The organism is Pseudoalteromonas sp. S3431 (assembly GCF_000690035.1).
Taxonomy (GTDB): domain Bacteria; phylum Pseudomonadota; class Gammaproteobacteria; order Enterobacterales; family Alteromonadaceae; genus Pseudoalteromonas; species Pseudoalteromonas fuliginea.
Genome location: NZ_JJNY01000059.1, coordinates 43135 through 66034, shown reverse-complemented (window position 1 = coordinate 66034; position 22900 = coordinate 43135). Strand labels below are relative to the sequence as shown.

Sequence of the window (22900 nt, the reverse complement as noted above, 5' to 3'; positions counted from 1 at the left end):
GTTAAGGGATTGGTATTACATATTGAACCATAATAATATTTAAATTTATTTATCTCTAGCCAGAGCTTTCAGTGAGAACAAAGTAAATTCAACGCAGTTAGCGCTTAAAATAACTACTTGAGATAGATTTATTGCCCAGAGTTCAAGTTAATTAAATATTACCTCAAGGCCCTGCCAAGCTAGCTGTAATGCCAGTAATGTTAATATGCATTTAAAAATACACTTAAATTTTTCTGTCGGTATACGATGCAGTAATCGAACACCCAACCATGTACCTAATGCACCACTTAAAATCATTGCTCCAACCAAAGGCAACCATTGCCAAAAGCTAAAACCAACCGCTGCATATACGCCCGCTTTAAATAAATGTTGAACCGACATAATGCCAGAAAACGTCGCCGTAAATCGCAGCTTGCTGTAATTGCTCATGTGCAAGCAACTTCCAACGAGTGGCCCACTTGCCCCAACAAACATAGAAATAAACGTGGTAACAAAGCCGGAAAAAAAACGCCACACGACCGAACTGCTTTGTAACGCAGTGGGGATTTTTCCCCACAATAAATAAATTACAAAAAGCCCCACTATTAATTTCATAGCATCAAGTTGAATATCGACAATAACAAAACTCGATAATATAGCCCCTGCACTCCCTCCAAGCGTAAAATAAATAAACATTTTTTTGTCTATATGCTTAAAACTGAGTAATAACCGATTTGTGTTCGAACCTAATTGCACAAGCCCATGTACAGGCACAACCAACGTCATTGGCATAAATGATGCCATTACAACAAGCAACATCAACCCGCCGCCGGCACCGAATGCAGCTGAAAAAAATGAAGTGAAGCCCGCTAACACAATAAAAACGCTCGCCAACAGAGGCGAAATAAGATCGGTGGTAAATAAATCCATCTGTAAACCATGCTTTTAATAGAGCCATAATAATGGCGATTAAATATACCAAGGTCTACTGCTATTTTTCATCAACCTGAACAGCCATTTTACCTGCGTGTAATGTTACTTAATTTTTGCGCTTTATTTGCACATTTAACAAATACCCTATACCCCACTTCATTATTTGGATTAATCACGTGATAAAACTAAAATCAGAGTTTTTAAAGCTTGTTTTCATGAGTGTAACAGCCATTGGGTTATCAGCATGTGGTAGCAATAACGACAAAGACACAACTGAAACAGAAGCGATTATTATTGATAATACTTCACCCAATACAACAACGACTACAGTAATAGAAGTAGACCCTTTTAATTTCGAAGGTGGTGCATTGGTATCAGCTATAACAACTCAATTGTGTACATTGAGTAATGGCGATGAAACGTCATGCTATAAAATTGAGATTGCAGGTGCACCTGCAAATCATGAAATAGGTATTTTTTGCCCAAACACGATTACCTCAAATGCTGATGAAGCGGGTATTTGGTTTGATGGCAATGGCGAGGTATATGACATTACCGGTGATTTTATTTTAAATTTACCCGCATTATATAATGATAGCCACTGGCAACTTTATGACGAAAGCACAGGACAAGTAAATATCACAAATACGTATGCATCATGCGATGGTGCAGCAAGGCCCAATGTAAAAGAACAATACCAAAACCACTGCGTAGAATGCTCAATAGAGTATGTAAATGGTGGTATCTCGCAATCATTTTTAATACCTATAACCCCCGTAACCGCAAACCAAGCAAATAGTGTTGGTAGATCAAATATAGGCATCGCGCTTAATGGAGTTGTGTTAGCTGCTCCTGCCCCTGTAGATGCCATTTTAAGTGCCTATACCATAGCCGCATTTGATGATTGTGCAGGCCACATAAACCTTAATGAAGGCTACCACTATCATGGCGAAGCAGGTTGTAGCCAAACGCAAGCTCAATCAGACGGACATGCTGCAATGGTAGGTTATGCATTTGATGGTTTTGGGATCTTTGCCATGCTAGGGAGCAATAATACAGAACCAACTGATTTAGATGAATGCAGAGGACATTACGACGACACACGCGGCTATCATTACCATGCAGCAAGCGTCTCAGAAAATATGTTTATTGGTTGTTACAAAGGCGAAACCGCACAATAAAAAGGACAACAAAATGAAAATGTTAACTATATCAAAAATGGTTATTGTGACTTTTACATTAGGCAACTCATTTTATGCGTTTAGCCACGCAGGCCATGGTAATACCGCACCTTGGCATGCATGTGAAAACAAAAACCTTAACCAAACGTGCACCTATACAACACATAATCAAAAAGCAACCGGTACTTGCCAAGCAATGAATAATGTACTTGTGTGTGTACGTACTCAACCTCTCGAAAACATAATAGAAAAAGCCACTAAAAGGACGAAAAATGAAGTGACTCCTCAAAGCTCTGCTTATAAGTTAAGTAAACAGGCTACACATTAATATTTTAGCCACTATGACTTTCGAGTTACCCTGAGTTGAATGCAGCCTTGATTATTATGGTACAAAGACCACACATCATTTGGGAAAGCATAAAAATAGCCCGAGGAGCTAATCTGTAACGTCTTCGAGTTTTTTTGATAATGTGAGAGAGCTTCATACTGATGAGGGTGCGGACTACCATCGTTTGTAACCGCCTGCGCTTTACCAGAATCGTTTGCGATACACCCAACAGCAATAAACCATCGCATATGCTCTACCCGTTTAGTTCCCCAAAAATCGGTAGAGCGATTCTGCGTTGCTTGTTTAAATTTACGTTCAGTCATTCCCAAAATAGACGATGCAAATCGAATAATGTCGCCCGCCGTTAATTTTCCATCCTCTGTACCAAGCCAATCACATTCATCTTTACTATCTTGCCACTCGCCTTCAGAGTCAAAAATATACCGTTCACCCTTATTCATGTAAATGTACGTTGGAGTCCAATGTTGCTTAGCAAATACATTAACAACCGTCGATTCCCCAACCTCTAATTTTATTGTTGGCCAATATTCAGGATGTTCAATAGGCGATATTTCTTGACGCTTAAATACACTCTCGTGGAAATTTTCATTATTTGCTGTAATCACACAATCCACATTGCGCGGACGAGATCTAAACTTAGCAAATATTCCTTTAAATGAATTATGAAGTACGCCACAAGGATTTGGATTAAGCTGATTTAAAATGTTATCCCGAAAAAATAAACCGCTCTCCTGCGCTTCCTTTATCATCCACTCAAGTGCAATATCTGATAAATCTGTATCATAATACCCGCCACCGACATCGGAATGTACGCCTGGAAACCACATTTCTTTAACGTCTCGATCAACTAAATTCTCACTCCAGCGAGTAACACAAAAACTACTTCGCTTCTCATCCATTGCCATTGCGTGCCTAGCAATACTTATATGTTTTCCCAAACTAGTATCGTGAAAACGCCATGACGCAGGGTTATCCAACAAGTTAAATAGCTCCATGTCATTTGGTATACCCAATGCCCCCACCGTTTCCCATACGCCTATAAAATGAATAGGTAAGCTTTTTTTATTGTTAATATATAAACTCTTAGGGATCCTCTCTAGTTTTGACTTATAGTTTTCAAAATGTCCGTGGGTCTTTTCCCACCGCGCTTTGTTATTTTCAAGCTTATTAAAATCAAGTAGCCCAAGCCCTAACAGCCCACCTAAACTCCTCGCCGTAAATGCTCCTCGGCTAAACCCAAAAATAAATACTTTGTCGCCTTCGTTGTAGTTACTCGCTAACCAATGATAAGCACTACAAATATGCCTTTTTATACTTTTACCTAAAGCTCCATCAATTATAGAATCTTTTAGCCCCGTTTCTTCGCCCCCAAGACCTGGGTGGTAGTACAACTTTTGTGTGACTTCTGAATTATCTTTTTTCGCTAGCGCGTGGTAGAGCTTGACGACATTGGTTGGTGCGGGAGCACCATTGTCTTCTTGTTGAGGATTATTCCATGTGCCGTCACAGCAAATTACTAAGTTAGCCATAATTAACTTCCTTGCATCAATTAATGTTTATTATATCAATTCGCTTAATTAAGAGATTATTTTGAGCTAAGAAAATCGTATCGATAATAAGGCAAAAATTTCGTTATTTAGTTGTTATCACTCATTGCTCTGCATCCAGCATCGAGATGTAGTCGTATATCAGAAATTTTTACGCAGTTAACGCCAGATTTAACCCCTCAAATTGATTAAGTATTATTGCGGATTGGTATTACTTATTGTTACTTGAATTCAAGTATTAAGTGACAAACGTTAATTAGTCAAAAATAAAATCCTAAAAACGAAGATCTGTAGTTCAAAAACACATTGTTAATGATGCTCTAAAATTGGCAGATATTTTGAAATATTACAGATAATAAAAAGCAGCAGATTTTTATTATTTGCGGGCTTCTTATGGTTTTCGAAGAACGGTTCAAAAACCTTTATTAATGGAATTTTAACCCACCACCTAATTCACTGTTTTTAAATTATTTTAAAAACAACAAAAAACCAAACTAGTGCTACCCGTCGTACTAGAAAGAAACGCGATAATAATTTTTTAAAATTTCTAAATAAATTATGATTGCATTTGATCATAAACACGCTTCTTAACTGGGATTTTATGGTATTTAATTAAATCGCTAATCAGGTAAATAGCAAAATAGCTTTCTTTTTCATTGTATTTGTTTGCCACGTATCGTGACCTAAGAAATATAAAAATCAACACTTCAGTTACTAACCTTATCGCAATCCATATTTCAGCAAAAAATATAGCTGCTATTAGCAACATAAAAGCGACTTTCACCCAACCATATTGATCGATGTCGTATACTAATTCAAAGAAATTTGCTGAGGCACTGGGGTGAAGCGATAATATAGTACACAAAGAGCATAATGCGAGTGTAAGCGCCAAAATACGAGGTTTAGCTGTTTCGTTATAAATCATTCCAAAATAGTCGAAGGTTCTGTAAGTCCAAAGCCAATGATGCTCTGACATTCTATTTAAGTAAGGCTTTACATCATTAACATATTTCAGATAATCTTCCCGAACAATAGGAAAATTAGCCTTAAGCCAGATGATTTTTAACCTATTTAAATCTTTAGTGCCTTTCGGACCATACTTATCAATAAAATCTTCGACTACTGCACTCTTAATTTTTATAACAAAAAAACATACTAAAACAACAAAAATAATTATGTATAGCGTAGAAAATAAAATACCACGAACCGGCTTTAACTCTTCAAATATTTCAAGCTCATTACTAAAGTAATAGAGTAAGTACCCCCCGAGTACTGTATGCAATAGAATTAGCAGCGCTATTGGTAAAACTCGCTTCACACGTCCCTTTAAGCTGTAAAACTCTATGTAATATTGATTAGCAAAAGCATAAAACTGATCCATCAAAGTCTCTTTAATAAATAACTACTTGTTCACCCAATCTAAGTGATTAGCCTTAAAAATCTCTACACCTTTTCTGCGGACTCGCTCTATCCAATCTTCCGCTTTATTTACGCCCACATTAAAATGCTCCACTGCTGCTTTTTGCAGTACTCGGTGCTCATTCTGTATTGTGGTTGGCATTAGCGCTGCATCATCTGTATTAATACAAACAGTAACTGCCCCTTTTCTTAAACCAAATTTATTATACTTTTCACCGTGTTTAAGCCAATCTTGTTCTGGTGGGTCCCATCTAAAAATCGGATGCTCATGATAGTGTTCAAATCGGCCAATATAAATATTTGAGGTTGGGCAAGCTTCAATAATTATGCCTTTCGCTGCATAATACTCCATAGACCAATCTTGAATAGCTTCATATAAATCAAGTTCAGGAAGGGAGATAGAATCAAACAAGCGACCGTTGGCATAACCAAAAGTGTCTACCTTTGAATCACAAAAACAATCTATGCTGACAATTTTTTCGCGTTTTGAAAAGTAATCACCGTCTAAATTACCCTGTAAATATTTTTCCCATAGCTTAACTTTCTTACTAGTAATATTACTTTTACTAAAGTCATTACTATCTATTACCCATCCGCTATAAATAGCGTCACCTTCTACAATATCAGTCAAATTAAACTTTGTACGTTCATAAACTTTTAGATGAAGCGGGCAATTGCGTCTTAATAACCATGCATCATACAAGCGCTTGGGAGTTTGGGACTCACCAAATAAAAACTCGCTCCAATATTGGATTTTCTCTTGTAAAAGGGGTAAAACGCCAACTAAACTAGGAACAGATTGAATCACAGTTAACGCTTTATGGTAGCACCACACCAAATTATCTAAATGCTCTCCAACTGTTAAATAAGCCGTCTGCTGACGTTTTGCCCACTGTTTAGGCTCAATACCTAACGCTAAACCATGGCCTATCCTGTCATTTTCTTGAAAATCGCAAAATACGACAGCTTCATCAACAGCTCTCATTCCCGATAACAAATGGCTAAAATCTTCTCCCGCATGTACAGTTATATGCGGCTTAACTTGTCTATTAAAAACAATACCTCGCACAGGATACTTACTATCTCTTAACCTTCTTAGTGCTGGTGCAAAAACTTCTATCGGTAAATAATTTTCATTACCAGCCACATCATAGCCTCTTATAGCCTTACGCAGATCAACCATCACATCTGTTTTGTTGAATAAAGCACTAAATATTGTGATTTCTTGCTGAGAAAAGGTAATTGAATGCGTAAAATCTTGTAATAAGTTAACTTGATTCTTTATTTTAATACGCAGGACTTCTTGCAATTTGTCTTCACGTTTGCCACTTCGAGTGAAATGAACCACAAAGTGAACATTATCTGATAGTGAACTCAGATATAGTTGCTTTAATTTTTTCGCAAAATGCGCCGGAGTTAAATTTGTCTCATTTTTATTAAATAAAAGAGCGGGCCCAAAGCGAAACTCTCTGAATGTTGCTTTATCAATATCACTAATAAGTCGTTGATCGTCATCTTGAAACGATATTAAATTTGTTTGACGACCCTTAAACCTAAAATACTCAACAAACTGAGTGAGTCCAACACCTGCAACAACCATATAGTTGCGCAAAATATTGCAGTATCTAATAAGTGGTAAAAGCTCACCTGCTACAATTCTTTTATCTACAAGCAACCCTGTTAAATACAATAACCATGCTTTAGACAAAGGCATACCCTCGCATGTAACTTTACTTATAAGCTGTTGCGATGAAAATTCATTTGCAGAAAACTCTATCCCTGTAATGGCCTTGTATTCAAACTCTTTTAACGTGGAATTAAAGTTACATTTGAAAGTGATTGGTTTTTCCAAGCTTTCAAGAATTTGACCCACAAGTTCATCGGCAATAAGAGCACATTGAATTGCTAAATCATTTTTTTCTAATAATCCACTTTCACAAACGGTATATTCAGGGCGTGTAGGCCAACTAAAGCCTTTTTTTGTTTTAGCTCCATATAAACAGAAACTCAATAAGCTTGGACTTAAAGAGCCGTGCCCTCCGAGGTGTACATGATTATCAGCAATTTGTTTAGCATTTTTAGGTAATGCAAATGGGCATTGATGCAGTTCAATACAATGTGAAACCTCGAGTGCGTCAAAATCGTCATCATTTATTAAATCAGCATAAGCTTGGGCAATTACCCAACTACCATCGCATAATGTCTGTAACTCAAGCCACTGACTTAACTTTTCAGGTTTAACAATAAAACAATTGCCATGCCAACATAAAAACTCCTTAGCGAGTTCAGAGAGTAACTTTTTTTCATTAAAACTCTCTTCCAATAAACCAAAGCTATTCAACATAGCACTAATATCATCAGTACGAAGTTTACGTTGGATATAAGGTTGATAATCCATAATTGCTTTGATCAATTGCTGCTTCAATAAATATTTTTTGTTTACACTACTATCGTTATTTTTAGAACTAGCAAACAACAATCTATCAGAAGATAAGTAAACGGCTGATGTTATGCTTAAGTCAGTAACTTTAATCATGAGAAATATCTAACAGAGATAGAGCTATTAATAAGTTACGTACTTTTTCAGGCTCAATCTGGTGGAAATTTTGGTTATCAAAAATATTTTTTTCTTGATCTTTTATGACTAGCTTAAGCCTAGATAGTCTACGAATAACAAGGCGTGGCACTGTATGTTCATTAAAAACCGCTTCTAAGCGCCTCTTAATCGTATCTGTATTTTTTACTCTAGGGTCAAGAAATTGGAGAAAGAACGCAACTGACCTATAAGAGCTACCAATATATTCTCGAAGCACTCTCGCTTGGTATAATTCCTCGTCATGCGCATCACGAAATAATAAAAGAGGTAAAGGCTCTGTTTCCCCTCCTGAACCTACCTTCATCATAGTTTTTACATTACTGTCCGCGTCCATGAATATAGAAAAAACTGGGTGTGTTGATACTGCATCATGTAAGTTTTTTACTAGTTCTAATTTCGCTTCCAGCTCTGTCTCATTTGTCAACTTAGCATTTTTAATTTGCTCATCTAATTTTTTATAATTTCGAGTGTATGTTCGTTCAGGAGTGTCTGTACCAGTTATAGTTCGAACTGTACTAGTCTTAGCACCAACTAATACATTTGCTTGTATTGCCTCCCCATATATTCCAGCCCTAACAATTGCATTTAATAAATTATACTTAAACCTCAATATCATATCTGTTAAATACTCATCGTCGTGCTTACTCGATAAATTCCCTTTTATGATATTTAGCGCAGTAAATACACCATTAAAAGCGTATGAGAAAACAGCTATGTATTGCGTTTTTGAACTATTATGCAAAAGATAAGCATGTTCTTTTTGCCACTCAACAATCAGGCTAAATAATGCTATAGAAGTCGTACTTGTTGTGTCCGCTTGAGTACCTTTAGAGTTGGAGTTCGACTCAGCCTCACCTTCAACAGCAACTTTAGTTTCAGTCAATTTAATTAAGCTATAAAATGGTTTGCGCGAAAGTATTTGATATATGCTTTCGACTTGAGCAATGTCGTCCTTTGGCTGGAAAAATGAGAGCAAAATCAATTCAAATGCTCGGCTAAAAAATATAAACTGACGTTCATTATTTAGCGTCGAATAAATCTTAGACTCTGTATATATATCTTTCAATATAGTATCTATACGGTAATTATTTGGCATTTCGCCATTACCGTTCAAAGATTTTTTATATATCCATGAAGAACTTATACTGCCTAGATTATCAACAGATAACTCTATTGTACTTTCTTTATCTTCTCTATATTGAGCTATAAACAAACCTTGATAGATAAATTCAAGTGGGGGCATTGACTGTAAACACCGATCATCACCTTTAAATACGCTTTTTAGTGTTTTTAAATTATTACCGCTATCTGATTTAAAGCTTAATGACTCCTCCTGACTTTGAATAGCCTCAAATTCAGCCCAATGATAAAGATTTGCATCTATTTGCGCCTTAATATTGAATACTAATAGCTCAGTGATATCAAAATACTTATGAGTATTCTGAAGTAAAGTTATAACAGTCTCGGCAAGCGCCAATACTTCACCACTTTTCTTTTGTATTGCCCAGTTCTTTAAACGGTTATAAAGTGCTATTTCCCCTGAAATAGTTAAGTTATGCTGGTTAAGGTATTCAGGCCTTAAGGTGCGCACTAATTGCGTAAATTCTCGTGCAGAAGAAAGTTCAGGCCAGTTTCGGCGGGCTTCAGCATTATGTCTTAAATGATAGAACTGGTTAAAAATACTTTCTCGGTACTCATAAAAAGACATATGTTTTTTATCTTGATCTACAATAGTCATTTGCGCCAACAAACGGTCTACAGAAAACAAAGAAATTCGCATGGGTGCAGGAAAAACCTTGGTTAAATAGGCGTCAGTTAACTCCTCACTCATTTCCTGTCCCGCTTCCCGGAGTCGATGGTTATCACATTTGTTATCATATGCTTTTTCATCAAAGTGATTTTGTGTCATATGTTCAAAGAGTTTTAATTCACCACTTACTACTGGAATAATATAGGGACAACCTAAAAAACGCCGGACATCATCCACAACCTCAAAAGCTTTATCTAAAGCCATATCAACATCATCAATTAATACCGCAATTGCTTTACACCCTAAGATCTCAATTGCCGACTCAACAAAGTTATGAAAGTTAGCTTCTAAATGAATACCTGAGCTATATTTCAAAATCTTATCTATCCCGACTGAGCCATTAAACTCAGATGTTTTTCCCATTGAGTCAGCAAGCTTTTTTAAATAACGATGGAATGTGTCCCGATCTCTTTTGCTTTTATCATCGCAGCAAGTTAATTTACTAAGCCTTTTACTTACAGCATCATATATCTGAGCGACAATAACATTAGCAAAGGAATCATTAGCCATCAGCATAGTGGGGTCAATGACTTTTAGAAAGAACAGCTCGCTTGTCTCATTCTTACTTTCAGCCCACATAGATTTACTATTACGTAGAAATACAGTTTTGCCCGAACCACGCTGACTTGTTACTAGAATTGCATTGTGAGATAACCATGTTTCATCACTGCTATCTCTTAAATCACCTTCAGAGTTTCGAAACCTTGCATACTCTTTAGCATCACTTAAAATACTCTTTAAATTGAGTAGTAACTGCTCTTTAGCATAATCCTGCCAAAGCTCCCCCTTTTCCCCACCAGAATAGTCATCTTTAAATTCAGACTTACTGATATCAAATATGTATTTTGTTGTCATTTTTATTATTTCCTTAATCCTTTAAACCAACTGAACACACCTTCATGTGCTGCGATGTAATCACCAACTATATCTGCGTGAGTTTCGGTTCTATTTTTTGATTCAAGTTCGAATAACTTAGATAAGATGTTTTCTTGCTCGGTATTTATGTATTTACGATCTGTGGGGCGTTTTTTGCCTCGAATACTTAAACGATATTCTCGTGCTAAGATTTCAAGTTGCTCTTTCATTAGGCGGTTTCTGCTCCATGCTCTGGTATAGCCTTTAAGTCTATTAACCAAGTAGCTAACAAATAAAATCATACCTGCAATACTGAAAAACAAACTGACAATCAACCTTGAGTAGCCATACTCTAAAACATCAATACCAAATAAGAATGGTGAGTAGATTAAACCAGCTGATAGCAAGACAATTACAAGCGATACAAACGTAAACCTTTCATTAATCTTTTTTTTAGCTGCGAAATTAGTCACCCTTTTAGTGTATTCAGCAATATAAAAGTCAATTTCATCTATAGCTACATCGTCATCTATAGGACCGCTATTATGTCGTTTATCATTTTTGTTAATAACAGCATCTGTTAACGCCATACATTTCATCCTAAAAGTAAGTAGATTTAACCTTTGAAGCAGTAATCGCAATTGAATGCTTTTCCTTCAAATACATGCTTGATTTTTAAGTCTAAATTATGGAGGGATTTTGGTCTGTTAGGGAGTGACATATAATTCCATTTTTTGTAAGGCTCAGCTAATCCGTTATTTAACAAATGATATTATATAAATTTAGCTGTTAAGGCAAAAAGGCTTTGAGGTGATTGGCACGATTTATATTGAATAATGCACTTTCTTAATATTAAAAAGTTTAATTAACCTGCCAATTGCAACTGTGTGATATAGATATTTTTGGTTACTATCTAATAAATTAACTATCTAAAGCCGTTAATTTTAAGCCGTCATGCAATATCGTATTATTAACTCCTGAGACTAGAAAACAAATCAATTGCTTTAATTAAATTATAAGCATAAAAAAACCCGCAAATTTGGATTAACAAATTTGCGGGTTTTTTATGGTTTTCGAATAACGAGTTCAAAAACCTTTATTGGTGGAGCTGGGGGGATTTGAACCCCCGTCCGAAAAGCCTCAACCGTCGGTACTACATGTTTAGTATCGTCATTTAATTAACCTTTAAATCTCGGACGAACACGATAGATAAAGGCGAGGCCGCTTAGTTTTAACGCTTCAACCCCGGCCAGGGTTTCCGTCGCGATCAGGTGTTAGGGTGACACTCCAAAATCCAGTCCACAAGAATACATGGAAGGAGCGCTAGCTAGCCTAAGCTGCTAGAGAGTAGTTATCGTCGTTTGCGATTACTTTAGGTTGCGGCTGTTTAACGAGGCAAACCGCACCTCGACATGCACCTTGGGCGTCTTGAATTCCGTCGAATCCTAATCAGCCCCTGAATCAGTAAACTCATTCAGAGCGTGCGAGCAGTATAACTGAGTAAGGCGCTGATACTCAAGAACTAACTCGCTTTTATTTTATCTGTTAGGACTCGCTGACCTTTTAGGTTGAAATTTGTTCTATATAGAGGTGATTTAATTGCGGCGCGAGGTTTGTAGCCTAGCAGTAGGTAGTAGGCTAAGTAAAAATCGAGCAACAATGAGTAAATAGCCCTTGGAGCGAGCCCAAAGGGCAGCGTGTTTGGCATTTATGCTACGTTATCGCCTATCTATGGGGAACAACCGCACAGCTTAGGCTTTGCCTTGCATAAAAACCAAATACACTTCGGCAAATTTAACTTCAAAAAATAAGCAGGCCCTCATACTAACTGCCTATTAAATAATCATATTTTTATAAATAGCTGCATAGTTAAACAACATTTACTTAACACGAGACTCTAGTTGTGCTCCAATAGAGTGCTGGCTTTTTTGATCGGATTAAAAATGCACCTTAAAGCAATAAAAAATATAACAATTATAATAACAGGCACATTAAGTAGGGAATAAATAAATGTCGGTTTTTTCATTTAATGAAGAAACGGGGTACTTATCTTTAATAGCACACCCTGTTGATAGTGGTTTTCCAATAACTGCAACGCAGTTAATTGAACTGCTAGAACAATCTGACTACTGTGATTTTGACGTTATTTCGGCCAACATTGGTAAACTTTTTTCTCAAAGCAAAGATTATAAAGAAGAGTCGTTAATTATTGCTCAGGCTGTAAATGCAACTGTTGTTATTAATATCGATGAAAAAGGCATGGTAGCAGAAGCAACCATTACCACTACAAAAGGTGGTTTATTATTATCGATGGAAGGTGCGCAAAAAGCACTGGCTGATGCCGGTGTTAAAAAAGGAATAAGCCCTCGCGCGCTTGATTCCTTTTTAGGTCAACAGTTTGAACAACCAGCTGGAAGCTCTTACAGTGCAATAATTGCTCACGGACGTAACCCTAAAGATGGCAAAGATGCTAGATTTGTTCGTTTATGCTCAACAGCCCAAGATCGTGTGCTTAGCCCTCAAGCAACTCAAGGCGGTAAGGTTGATATGAAAAACCTTGGCGCAATCATCACGGTAAAACCTGGTACACCTCTTATGCAGCGCATACCCGCCACTCGCGGTGAAGATGGCTACACTATATTTGGTGAAATTATTCCTGCAACACCAGGAAAAGAGCACCAATTACAACCTTTCGAAGGGACTAAAATAGACCCCAACAACCCAGATATACTTATTGCAGATTGTAAAGGTGTACCCGTTGCTTTGCCTCGCGGTATGCGTGTAGATGATGTTTTATGCTTTGATAACATTGATGTAAGTACTGGCCATGTCGATTTTGATGGTAGCGTAATAATCAGCGGTGATATAAAAGACGGTATGCATGTTAAAGCAAACGGCGATATTACCGTTATAGGGTTTGTAGAATCAGGTATTGTTGAGAGCAAAAGTGCAGTAACAATTATGCAGGGGGCTATTGGTCGAAAACGCGAAAACAATGAAGCATTTACATGCCATATTACAGCTTTGCGTACTATTTCAATTGGCTACGCTCAATATTGTAATATAAAAACAGAACAAGATTTATTTATTGAACGCCAAGCACTGCATTGTGATATGAGTGCAAGGCGGTTAATACGCGTTGGTAAAGCAGATAAACCTCGCGGTAAAATTATTGGTGGCAATATTTTAGACGCTATGCGTATTGAAACCGGCGAACTCGGTGCACCAGCGGGAACAAAAACTCGTGTGCTTTTAGCACAAAACTGGTTTGAACTTCGTGACAAGCAGATCCAGATTGCTGATTTTGAAAAAGTGCTTGCAACTAAAGTAACTGCTTTAAAACAAGCTCGTAAAAAAGCGGGACAAGTTGCAGAGCCCACTCAGCGTCAGCAGTTATTGAATAAAATAACCGAAAATGAACAACATATAAAAGCACGTACAGAGCATGTTAATCGTCAAAAATTGTTGATTAAGCGAAAAATCACGCAATTGCTTTCAAGTTGCCGCTTAAAAGTGAATGAGTTAATGCACCCAGGGGTAGAACTTAAAATAGCAAAAGATTCAAAACAGTTTTCGCGTATTTATCCACCCCATTTATTAAAACTAAATGAAGGAAAAATTACTCAGTCATTTTAGTTTCGGTGCCATCTTGTGTATCCACTTCGGCGTCACTATCATCTAGTGGCGCTAACGGCCAACCACCTAGTTGCTGCCAACGATTTACAATTAAACAATACAGCTCAGCGGTACGCTCGGTATCATAAAGTGCTGAATGTGCTTGGCTGTTATCAAATTCAATACCGGCAGCGCGGCATGCTTTAGCCAATACAGTTTGCCCTAACGCAAGTCCTGCAAGAGTGGTTGTATCAAAACTTACAAAGGGATGAAATGGTGTTCGTTTTATATTATTACGCTCTATAGCTGCATTTAAAAAGCCATGATCAAACGCTGCGTTGTGCGCCACAATAACAGAGCGTTGACACCCTGCTGCTTTTTGAGCTTTGCGTACCACTTTGCAAACTTCTTTAATAACGTCTTCTTCTGGCACTGCGCCGCGTAATGGCGAAAAGGGGTCGATACCATTAAACTCAATTGCAGCTTGCTCTATGTTTGCGCCTTCAAATGGCTCTACATGAAAGTGCACGGTATGATCTATGCTGAGCAATCCTTCGTCATCCATTTTTAAAACTGAAACGGCAATTTCTAGTAAAGCGTCTGTATTTTTATTGAAGCCCGCTGTTTCAACATCAATTACAACCGGAAAAAAGCCACGAAAGCGTTTTGCGAAAAGTGTTTGCTCAGTATTTGCCATAGTATTCTTGGTTTATAGGTATAAGCCCACTATTATGTCAAAAGTGAGTACCTTTCGGCTAGTGCATTGCTAGATTAATTGCGCCTTAAATTGTAGGCATGTAATTTGCTTTAAAGTTTAAGCTAGCTAGGTGTTATTGACCTTGAAATATAATTACTCTGTATTTTGCCAAATTATTGGCATGAAAGATGTGTTGGAGCATGCCCCATGAAGTTTAAGTTGCTATTAATTAGCCTGAGTATCACCAGCGCACTATGCCACAGTAGTGCCTATGCTGCTATGCGCCAATATACAGCTAATCAAGATAACTCTAACTGGGAAGTGGTTAAAACAACAAGGCTACAATGCCAATTAAATCATGAAGTTCCTTACTATGGAGAGGCTATTTTTAAAGCTTCAGCAAGTAAAAACAAAAATCTCAGCTTTCATTTAGATATGGTTGTCAGGCCTGAAAATTATGACATAGCGGGTTTAAAAGCAGTCCCCCCTACTTGGCGTGCGGGCTTACCTACACGCGATATTGCCAATATGAAGTTACTCAAAAAGTTTGACGGTGAGCTAGACAATAAAACATCATGGGAGATGCTAACCGAACTTGAAAAGGGCTTTTACCCTACCTTTTACTATCAAGACTGGCAAAACAGTGCCGATAAAATTGCCGTTGGTATTTCAAGTGTTAATTTTAAACAGGCGTATTGGGCATTTTTACAGTGTCGAGATGAATTACTCCCTTATAGCTTTGAAGACATTTCATTTACCATTATGAATTATCAATCAAATAGCAGTAAGTTAACTAAATCTTCGCAGCAGCGTTTAGATAAGATTGCCGAGTATTTAAAAAACGATCCGAGTATTGAATCCATTAGCATTGATTCGTATACCGATAGCTATGGTGGACGTTGGAATAACCTTGACCTTTCACGCAAACGTGCAAAATCAATTAAAGATTACATGGTTAGTTTAGGTGTTGATGAAGCAAAAGTGCAAACAACTGGTTTAGGTGAAAAACGCTTTGTGGATACAAACGAAAATATTTTAGGGCGTAATAAAAACCGTCGTTTAGTTATCCAAATAGCTAAAATGTGATCACACTGAGGGCGCTTTTAGTCTTGGGTTTTTAATTTGTCGATTTCAAAAATTTGTCTCCAAATTGAAAAAAACCTAAACTAATCAAAATAATAACAGCGCCTATCAGCAACTCTCGACTAAGCATTTCATTATTTAGCCATGCACCTAACCCTAAAGCAAAACTGGGGGTAATTAAGGTAGTAAGTGCTACTGTACTTGCATTTAAGTTTTGTAAAACATGAAAGTAGGCAAGCGCACCGATCAGTGATCCAAACACGCCTAAATACCCAATAGCCCAAAGTGATTTTGCGCTCCAATTTGCAGTATTCAACTCTCCATCGAGTAACCACCACGCTATAAAAAATAGTGGCGTTACAAAAACTAAAGCACCAAAGGTGGTCGCCATTGGGTGAATTGCTATTTGTACTCGCTTTATCATTACCCCACTTAAGCTAAAAAAACACACAGCCATAAACACATAAAGTAGGCCTATACCTTGGGTTTGTGAGTGCTGCACTTGATTGTAACTAACAAAATATAAACCGATTAATGCACATGCCAGTGCCGTTAACTTAATTGGGCTAAATTTGGGTTCGTTTAGTAGTTGCTGAGCGAGTAATCCCGACAAAATCGGCGCTAGGCCAAACATGAGTGAGATAATTCCTGAGGGAACCGTTTTAGCTGCCATATAGCTAAGTAACATGCCACCAAAAATACCAATGCTCGAATAAAAATAAAGTAAGCACGCATTTTTACTCCAAGGTACTCTAATATTCGTAATAGCAACTATTAAGCCGCCTATAAACAATCCCACAAGCATACGCATGAGGACTGCAAGTGTTGGCGATACGCTTTCGCTGCTCCACACTATCCCTAGCGGCGTTGTAGACCATATGAGAACCATTAAAAAATACGAGGCTTTAACAGGCACGTGCCATCCCTATGCTTTTTATAAATGAATATATTAAAGAATAAATTATACGCTCACTACTGTGTTTTAGTACTTTTTAAACACTAAACGCCTTAATAAATACAGCTGTAAATTGTAAGTTACATTTTAATTGCAGCGTTTTATTATAAAACTATTTGAGTTTTAGGTAACTAGTTATATCGTGCATGTATATTAATAATAATTAAGGTAATTAAGTGCTTAAAAATAAAACAATAGGGAGCATGTTAATTGTTGCAGGAACCACTATTGGTGCCGGAATGCTAGCATTACCGATTGCTTCTGCCGGTCTTGGTTTTAATACCGCATTAGTGCTAATAGTCGCGAGCTGGATGTTAATGACTTACACAGCGTTGCTTATGTTAGAGCTTCATCAGTACGCACCACGTGATGCTACTTTAAATACTTTAGCTAAACTTTGGCTTGGAAAACGCGGGCAGTATGTGGCTAATTTTTCAATGATTTTCTTATTTTATGCACTTTGTGCCGCTTATATTGCAGGTGGCGGAGCACAGCTCCAAGAGCGTATAAATATAGGTTTAAGTGTGAATATAGCACCACAACTTGGTTCAATTGTATTGGCGGTCATAATTGCGAGCGTTGTAACACTAGGCACCAGTAAAGTAGATAAATTAAACAGGGTGTTATTTACAATAAAAATCATTGTACTTGCTAGCTTGTTCTATATGTTAACGCCCTACGTTCAAGGTAAGCACTTATTAGAGATGCCAGTAGAACAAGGCTTAATATTGTCAGCGATCCCCGTTATATTTACCTCATTTGGCTTTCATGGCTCTATTCCTTCTATTGTTAAATACGTAGGCCTTGAAATAAAAGTACTGCGCAAAGTAATGATCGCGGGTGCTGCTCTGCCCTTGGTGATTTATATTTTTTGGCAATTACTGAGCCAAGGTATTATGAGCCAAACTGATTTACTCAACAGCCAAGGCCTTAATGGGTTTGTATCTAGCGTGGCAGGTATTGCGCATAATCCAAGCGTAGCGACCGCCGTTAAGTTATTTGCTGATTTAGCCCTTGCAACATCATTTTTAGGGGTGAGTTTAGGTTTATTCGACTTTTTTGCCGATGCATTTAAAAAAGGTGACAATAAAACAGACCGAATTAAAACAGCCTTAATTACGTTTATGCCACCACTTGGCTTTGCATTATTCTATCCTCAAGGCTTTATTATGGCTTTAGGTTATGCGGCAATTGCACTTGTTGTTCTTGCTGTATTTTTACCCGTGGCAATGGTTTATAAACAACGCCGTTCTTCTTCAGTCAAAGCGGGTTATAAAGTCCGTAGCGGAAATGTAGGACTTGGAATTGCAGCAGTGTGCGGAGTTACTATTATTACTGCGCAGTTTATGCAAATGGCGGGGCTTATTCCTGTTATCGGTTAAAGGTTACTGCTTTTTGTTTAAATTTAGATAATAAAAAACCGCACATCATTATGATGTGCGGTTTTTTATATTAACTGCGTTTATTTACAAACGTCAGCTACAGCATTTGAAAAGTATTCAATATTTGACTGGCTAATACCCGCAACATTTACGCGGCTTGAACCAACAATGTAAATACCGTATTCTTTTTGTAGGCGAGCAATTTGCTCTTTATTAATACCTAAGAAAGAAAACATACCGTTTTGACGTTCAATAAATGAGAAGTCTTGCGCAATATCTTTAGTTGCTAAGCTTTGTTTAATTAAGCTACGTAAACCGTTTATGCGGCTACGCATTTCATCAAGCTCAGAGTGCCATAATTGTGTAAGCTCTGTACTGCTTAAAATAGTATTAACAATATCAGCACCGTGTGCTGGCGGCATTGAGTAAATACTACGCACAACGCTTAGCATTACAGAGTTGGAAATATCTGCTGTTGCGCTGTCTTTTGCAACTAGTGAACATGCACCAATACGCTCGCGGTATAAGCCAAAGTTTTTAGAACATGAAGAACAAATAATTAGCTCTTCTACTGCATCAGCTAAAATACGTAAGCCACGTGCATCTTCTTCAAGTGAAGCACCAAAGCCTTGATATGCAATATCAACAAGTGGTGTAAAGCCAACTTCTTTTGCAAGTTCAGCAACTGTGTTCCACTGTGTTTCGTTTAAGTCCATACCGCTTGGGTTATGACAACATGCATGCACTAAAACCACATCACCTTTAGGCACTTGTTTAAGTGTGTTGATCATTTCATCAAACAGTAAGTCTTTATTTTCGTAATCGTAATACGGGTATTCTTTTACTGTTAAGCCTGCCGCTTCAAACAAGCTAATATGGTTAGCCCATGTTGGATTAGTTACCCAAACAGTCGCGTCTGTATTACAACGCTTAATAAATTCAGCTGCAACACGAAGTGCACCCGTACCACCAGGAGCTTGCGCGGTACGTACGCGGTTAGCTAGTAATACTTGATGCTCACCTAATAGTAACTGCTCCATTTTTTGGCAGTAATCTAAGTTACCCGCTAAACCAATGTAAGATTTGCTCATTTCGTTTTCAAGACGAAACGCTTCAGCTTTTTTAACCGCTTTAAGAACCGGTGTATTGCCTTGCTCATCTTTGTAGACACCTACCCCTAAATCAATTTTATTAGGGTTTGTATCTTGTTTATAGGCCGCCATAAGGCCAAGAATAGGATCTGTTGGTAATGGTTTTAATACTGAGAACATTGGCTATCTCTTATCGTTATTTAGGGGTTAGCTGTTAGCCTAAGCTTAACATAAAAGCACATCACATTGACTAGTGTTATTTACACTAGAAAGTGAGGAATTTTAATACAACACGCAATTAAAACGGCAAGTGTCTTGTCATCAAAAAAGTCATTTTTAAAGGCTTCTGCATCTATAATCCCAACGCATTCATTTTGCGCGTTAAATAGAGGTAAGCAGGTTTCTGATTTAACTTTAGGGTCGCATGTGTAGTATTCACCACCTTGTGATAAATACGCCTCGACGTTATTGATAATACGACCATGGTGAGATAACGCTACCTGTACATTGTTGCTACCAGCAGCAAAAGCTTCTGTTAATGGAAACAACGGACGACTTGGCACCCCATGATAAGCCAATTTGAGTAATTGCTTACCTTCACTGGTATTGGTTGATTGATAAATACCATACCAGTCGACACCTGTTTGCTGCTCAATATAGCTTACAATACTTTGTAGACTAGCTAGCTTAAACTGTGTTTGCTCATCACTTTTAAGGTAGTCAGTTAATTTGAATGGCTCATCTTGTAGGTAACCAAATAAACTACACGCACCGCCCTCGCCAAGCTCAGGTATTTGATACTCCCAACGCACATCAGGCAAAATTGTGTTTGTAAGATGCAACTCAAGCTTTTCAAGCTCTGTTGAAATCAAAGTAGGATTTGCACTTAGTTGTGCTTGTTTTAGGTAAGAAGAAATCATTTAGCCATCCATACATCTAAAGTTTTCAGGATAATAGCATGGATATTTTTACAGAGCTAGCTCAACTTGTAACACATTTCTACCTGATTACCACTGGCATTGTAAGTTACTTTCTCGGCTATCTCTTTAAGTAATGACAAACCTCGGCCAAATTCACTATTCGTCGCAGAAAGTGCACTTTCACCACGATTAAAACCTCGACCCGAGTCGCAAATAATAAAATATAAACTTAATGTATCTGGGCAATAACGCATATCTATAATAATCATCGCATCTGACAACGCTGCGAGGGCTTTTTCTCTCATCTCATAGTATTTAAAAAAACCATCTTCTTGTAGTTTAATGTTTGAGTCTAAACCCAATACGCCATGGTCAAGTGAATTATTATAAGCTTCAGAAAGTAATAAAAATATATTTGAACGATGATCTTTTAATCCGCCTACCCCGCTTAAAATATTAACTAAATCGTATACGGGATCGGTTTGCTTTATTTGCTTAGCATTTAAACTTAGCGACAAATTAAATGCTAACGTTGAAAACGTCTCTCTAACCTGCTCTTGCGAAGCAAGAGGCAAACAATTAAGTAAAACAATACTGACATCATCTTGTTGCTCGCTCCCATCCGCAAACTCACTCACATATCCAACTATGTTTTCACAGCTAACCATGGGTTTGCTTTTTAACGTTTCTAAAAAGCGTTCTTCACCAAAAAAAACATCATTTTTATTAGTTGTTTCTATAATCCCATCTGTTGCAAATGCTAAACGAGTTTCATGATCTGTTTCAAAATGAATAACTTCGTGCTCAAACTCATCTTCATCTAAAATACCTAATGCCATATGTTGAGATTCAAGAACTTGCTTAACATCACCATTTTGATCAATTAAATACGCATCTGGTAATCCGCCTAACCATGCCGATATGCTTTTCCCAGAAGAACTAAGCTCTATAATTGTTGCCGCACAAAACATATGACCAGGTAGTAAGTTATAAAGTAACGTATTAATTTCAGAGGCGACGTCGTTCACAGCCATACCTTTACTTACCATTCTATAAAAGGCACGCGAGGCAGGTAATGCACCAATAGCAGCAGCTAAACCATGCCCCGTAAAATCGCCAAGCATACAGTAAAGGTTACCAATGGGGCTTTGTGCAACTAAAAACATGTCTCCATTAAACATAGATGCAGGTGATAGGTTGAAATCGAGGTGGTCTTTAAATTTATCTTGATTTTCGAGTGAGTTATTAAAAATATGTTCAATAATCTCATGCTCTCTTTCGTTTTGGTTGTGATGATATTGAAGAAGTTCTTTTTGTTGATTGGCTTTTTTACTCAGTTGGCGAGTGCGGCTGTGCGCTTTAATTTTTGCATGCAAAATAACTTTTTCAAAAGGCTTTTGAATAAAGTCATCTCCGCCAACTTCTAAACAGCGCTCAAAACTACCTTGATCATCCAAAGAAGTAATAAAAATAATCGGTAGGTAAACTTCATCAAAGCGTTGTTTTATTTTTTGAGCTGCTTCAAAGCCATCCATTACAGGCATTATTACATCAAGTAAAATAATATCTATATCTTGTGTTTCAAGCACTTTTAATGCTTCAAGACCGTTATACGCCATCGATATTTTGTAGCCGTCCTCCTCAAGCATCTTACTTAATAAGATTCGGTTAAGCGCCTGATCATCAACAATAAGCACATGGATCATCAGCAAATATCAAACTTTTTATCAAAGCGCGAAATTTGTAATATTTTTCGTAACTGTGGCTGACAATTACTTATCTCAATTGTACCTACTTGGCTTTCTATTGTTTTTTTCATATTAAGTAACATGCCTAATGCCGAGCTATCCATGTACTCTGTTTCTCTTAAATCAACAATTACTTTTACTATATTTGCATTTATTTGAGCGTAAGCTTGTCGAAAAGATTGCACTAAATTAAAGTCAAACTTACCCTTAATTTGTATTGTTAAGGTCGTTCCATCTGCTGATGTGCTCTTAGTTAAGTTCATATATGGGTTCCAATAATATTTCCTTTAAACTAAATATAACCTGTTAAAACTAATTAGCAAAAAGAAAAACACACTAGCGCAAATTTGTTATCATTTGAGCCATTGTTTAATTCATTTTATCTATGTAGGTTAGGTATGAGTGATAATCACTTAGTATATTCGACGGATTCTGGGCGCATTAGTCAGCCTAAACCAGAAAAAGAAAGTACCGGAAAAATTTTTAAAGATGGTTTTTTGCGTATTGAACGTCAAACAAAAGGACGTAAAGGCAAAGGAGTTATGCTGGTTGTTGGAATAGATGCAAAAGATCATGATTTAAAAAAGCTGGCCAAAACAATTAAAAGCAAAATGGGCCAAGGTGGGGCAGTTAAAGATGGCACTATTGAAGTTCAAGGTGATGATCGAGACAAGCTAAAAGCGATTCTCGAAGGCTTAAAATTTAAAGTGAAAATTGCGGGTGGCTAAACCCGCATTTTA

At 37.3% G+C, this 22900-nt stretch carries 18 protein-coding genes and 1 other RNA gene; 6 read left to right on the top strand and 13 right to left on the bottom strand.

The annotated features are described in order from the left end of the window. Positions 1 to 147 precede the first annotated feature (147 nt). Positions 148 to 909 carry a sulfite exporter TauE/SafE family protein gene (locus DO88_RS04825; RefSeq protein WP_033040281.1) on the bottom strand — a complete coding sequence of 254 codons (762 nt, stop codon included), beginning with the start codon at positions 907 to 909 and terminating at the stop codon, positions 148 to 150. Positions 910 to 1127: 218 nt separating this feature from the next. Here DO88_RS04825 and DO88_RS04830 point away from each other — a divergent pair, with 218 nt between their 5' ends. Together DO88_RS04830 and DO88_RS04835 are read left to right on the top strand one after the other, a co-directional pair. Continuing rightward, a complete protein-coding gene (locus DO88_RS04830; protein ID WP_033040278.1) occupies positions 1128 to 2093 on the top strand; it encodes a YHYH protein in 966 nt (321 codons plus the stop codon). Between the two features lie 13 nt (positions 2094 to 2106). Beyond that, positions 2107 to 2421 carry a hypothetical protein gene (locus DO88_RS04835; RefSeq protein WP_007377712.1) on the top strand — a complete coding sequence of 105 codons (315 nt, stop codon included), beginning with the start codon at positions 2107 to 2109 and terminating at the stop codon, positions 2419 to 2421. A gap of 11 nt (positions 2422 to 2432) precedes the next feature. Here the strand turns inward: DO88_RS04835 and DO88_RS04840 are convergent, their stop codons facing one another. The 6 genes from DO88_RS04840 to ssrA all read right to left on the bottom strand — a co-directional run bounded on the left by DO88_RS04840 (position 2433) and on the right by ssrA (position 12126). After that, positions 2433 to 3971, bottom strand: coding sequence for a DUF2235 domain-containing protein (locus DO88_RS04840; RefSeq protein WP_033028235.1), 1539 nt, complete (start codon positions 3969 to 3971; stop codon positions 2433 to 2435). A 574-nt stretch (positions 3972 to 4545) separates the two neighbouring features. Beyond that, positions 4546 to 5370 carry a hypothetical protein gene (locus DO88_RS04845; RefSeq protein WP_033040276.1) on the bottom strand — a complete coding sequence of 275 codons (825 nt, stop codon included), beginning with the start codon at positions 5368 to 5370 and terminating at the stop codon, positions 4546 to 4548. A gap of 21 nt (positions 5371 to 5391) precedes the next feature. Then, positions 5392 to 7944 (bottom strand): antiviral RADAR system adenosine deaminase RdrB, encoded by a 2553-nt coding sequence (rdrB, locus tag DO88_RS04850; RefSeq protein ID WP_050482457.1) that lies wholly within the window; start codon positions 7942 to 7944, stop codon positions 5392 to 5394. Further along, positions 7937 to 10669: a hypothetical protein gene (locus DO88_RS04855; protein ID WP_033040273.1), complete on the bottom strand. Its 2733-nt coding sequence runs from the start codon at positions 10667 to 10669 to the stop codon at positions 7937 to 7939. The genes rdrB and DO88_RS04855 overlap by 8 nt, the downstream gene beginning before the upstream one ends. A gap of 5 nt (positions 10670 to 10674) precedes the next feature. Then, entirely contained in the window at positions 10675 to 11259 is a 585-nt protein-coding gene (locus DO88_RS04860; protein WP_033040271.1) for a hypothetical protein, read from the bottom strand. Positions 11260 to 11769: 510 nt separating this feature from the next. After that, positions 11770 to 12126, bottom strand: a transfer-messenger RNA (tmRNA) gene (gene ssrA, locus DO88_RS18810). Positions 12127 to 12679: 553 nt separating this feature from the next. Here ssrA and DO88_RS04865 point away from each other — a divergent pair. Then, complete coding sequence (locus tag DO88_RS04865; protein WP_007379024.1) at positions 12680 to 14305, top strand: DUF342 domain-containing protein; 1626 nt, start codon at positions 12680 to 12682, stop codon at positions 14303 to 14305. Here the strand turns inward: DO88_RS04865 and rnt are convergent. Next, complete coding sequence (gene rnt, locus DO88_RS04870; protein WP_008137071.1) at positions 14289 to 14981, bottom strand: ribonuclease T; 693 nt, start codon at positions 14979 to 14981, stop codon at positions 14289 to 14291. The two genes, DO88_RS04865 and rnt, sit on opposite strands and share 17 nt — an antisense overlap. A gap of 207 nt (positions 14982 to 15188) precedes the next feature. On the opposite strand from rnt, the gene DO88_RS04875 reads away from it, so the two are divergent. After that, a complete protein-coding gene (locus DO88_RS04875) occupies positions 15189 to 16067 on the top strand; it encodes a flagellar protein MotY (RefSeq protein ID WP_007379022.1) in 879 nt (292 codons plus the stop codon). A 31-nt stretch (positions 16068 to 16098) separates the two neighbouring features. Here the strand turns inward: DO88_RS04875 and DO88_RS04880 are convergent, their stop codons facing one another. After that, the gene (locus DO88_RS04880) at positions 16099 to 16980 is read right to left on the bottom strand and encodes a DMT family transporter (RefSeq protein ID WP_033016020.1); all 882 of its coding nucleotides are present in this window, start codon (positions 16978 to 16980) and stop codon (positions 16099 to 16101) included. A 215-nt stretch (positions 16981 to 17195) separates the two neighbouring features. Here DO88_RS04880 and DO88_RS04885 point away from each other — a divergent pair, with 215 nt between their 5' ends. Continuing rightward, entirely contained in the window at positions 17196 to 18401 is a 1206-nt protein-coding gene (locus tag DO88_RS04885; RefSeq protein WP_084166033.1) for an aromatic amino acid transport family protein, read from the top strand. An 80-nt stretch (positions 18402 to 18481) separates the two neighbouring features. On the opposite strand, the gene DO88_RS04890 is transcribed toward DO88_RS04885, so the two are convergent. The 4 genes from DO88_RS04890 to DO88_RS04905 form a co-directional block, all read right to left on the bottom strand. After that, positions 18482 to 19672: an amino acid aminotransferase gene (locus tag DO88_RS04890; protein WP_033040268.1), complete on the bottom strand. Its 1191-nt coding sequence runs from the start codon at positions 19670 to 19672 to the stop codon at positions 18482 to 18484. An 80-nt stretch (positions 19673 to 19752) separates the two neighbouring features. Beyond that, complete coding sequence (locus tag DO88_RS04895; protein WP_008135709.1) at positions 19753 to 20412, bottom strand: GAF domain-containing protein; 660 nt, start codon at positions 20410 to 20412, stop codon at positions 19753 to 19755. Between the two features lie 56 nt (positions 20413 to 20468). Continuing rightward, positions 20469 to 22118, bottom strand: a complete 1650-nt coding sequence (locus DO88_RS04900; protein ID WP_007378349.1) for a fused response regulator/phosphatase — start codon at positions 22116 to 22118, stop codon at positions 20469 to 20471. Beyond that, positions 22118 to 22423 (bottom strand): STAS domain-containing protein, encoded by a 306-nt coding sequence (locus DO88_RS04905; protein WP_007378350.1) that lies wholly within the window; start codon positions 22421 to 22423, stop codon positions 22118 to 22120. Before DO88_RS04905 ends, DO88_RS04900 begins: the two co-directional genes overlap by 1 nt. Before the next feature lie 135 nt (positions 22424 to 22558). Here DO88_RS04905 and DO88_RS04910 point away from each other — a divergent pair, with 135 nt between their 5' ends. Further along, positions 22559 to 22888: a translation initiation factor gene (locus DO88_RS04910; RefSeq protein WP_007378351.1), complete on the top strand. Its 330-nt coding sequence runs from the start codon at positions 22559 to 22561 to the stop codon at positions 22886 to 22888. Positions 22889 to 22900: the final 12 nt, after the last annotated feature.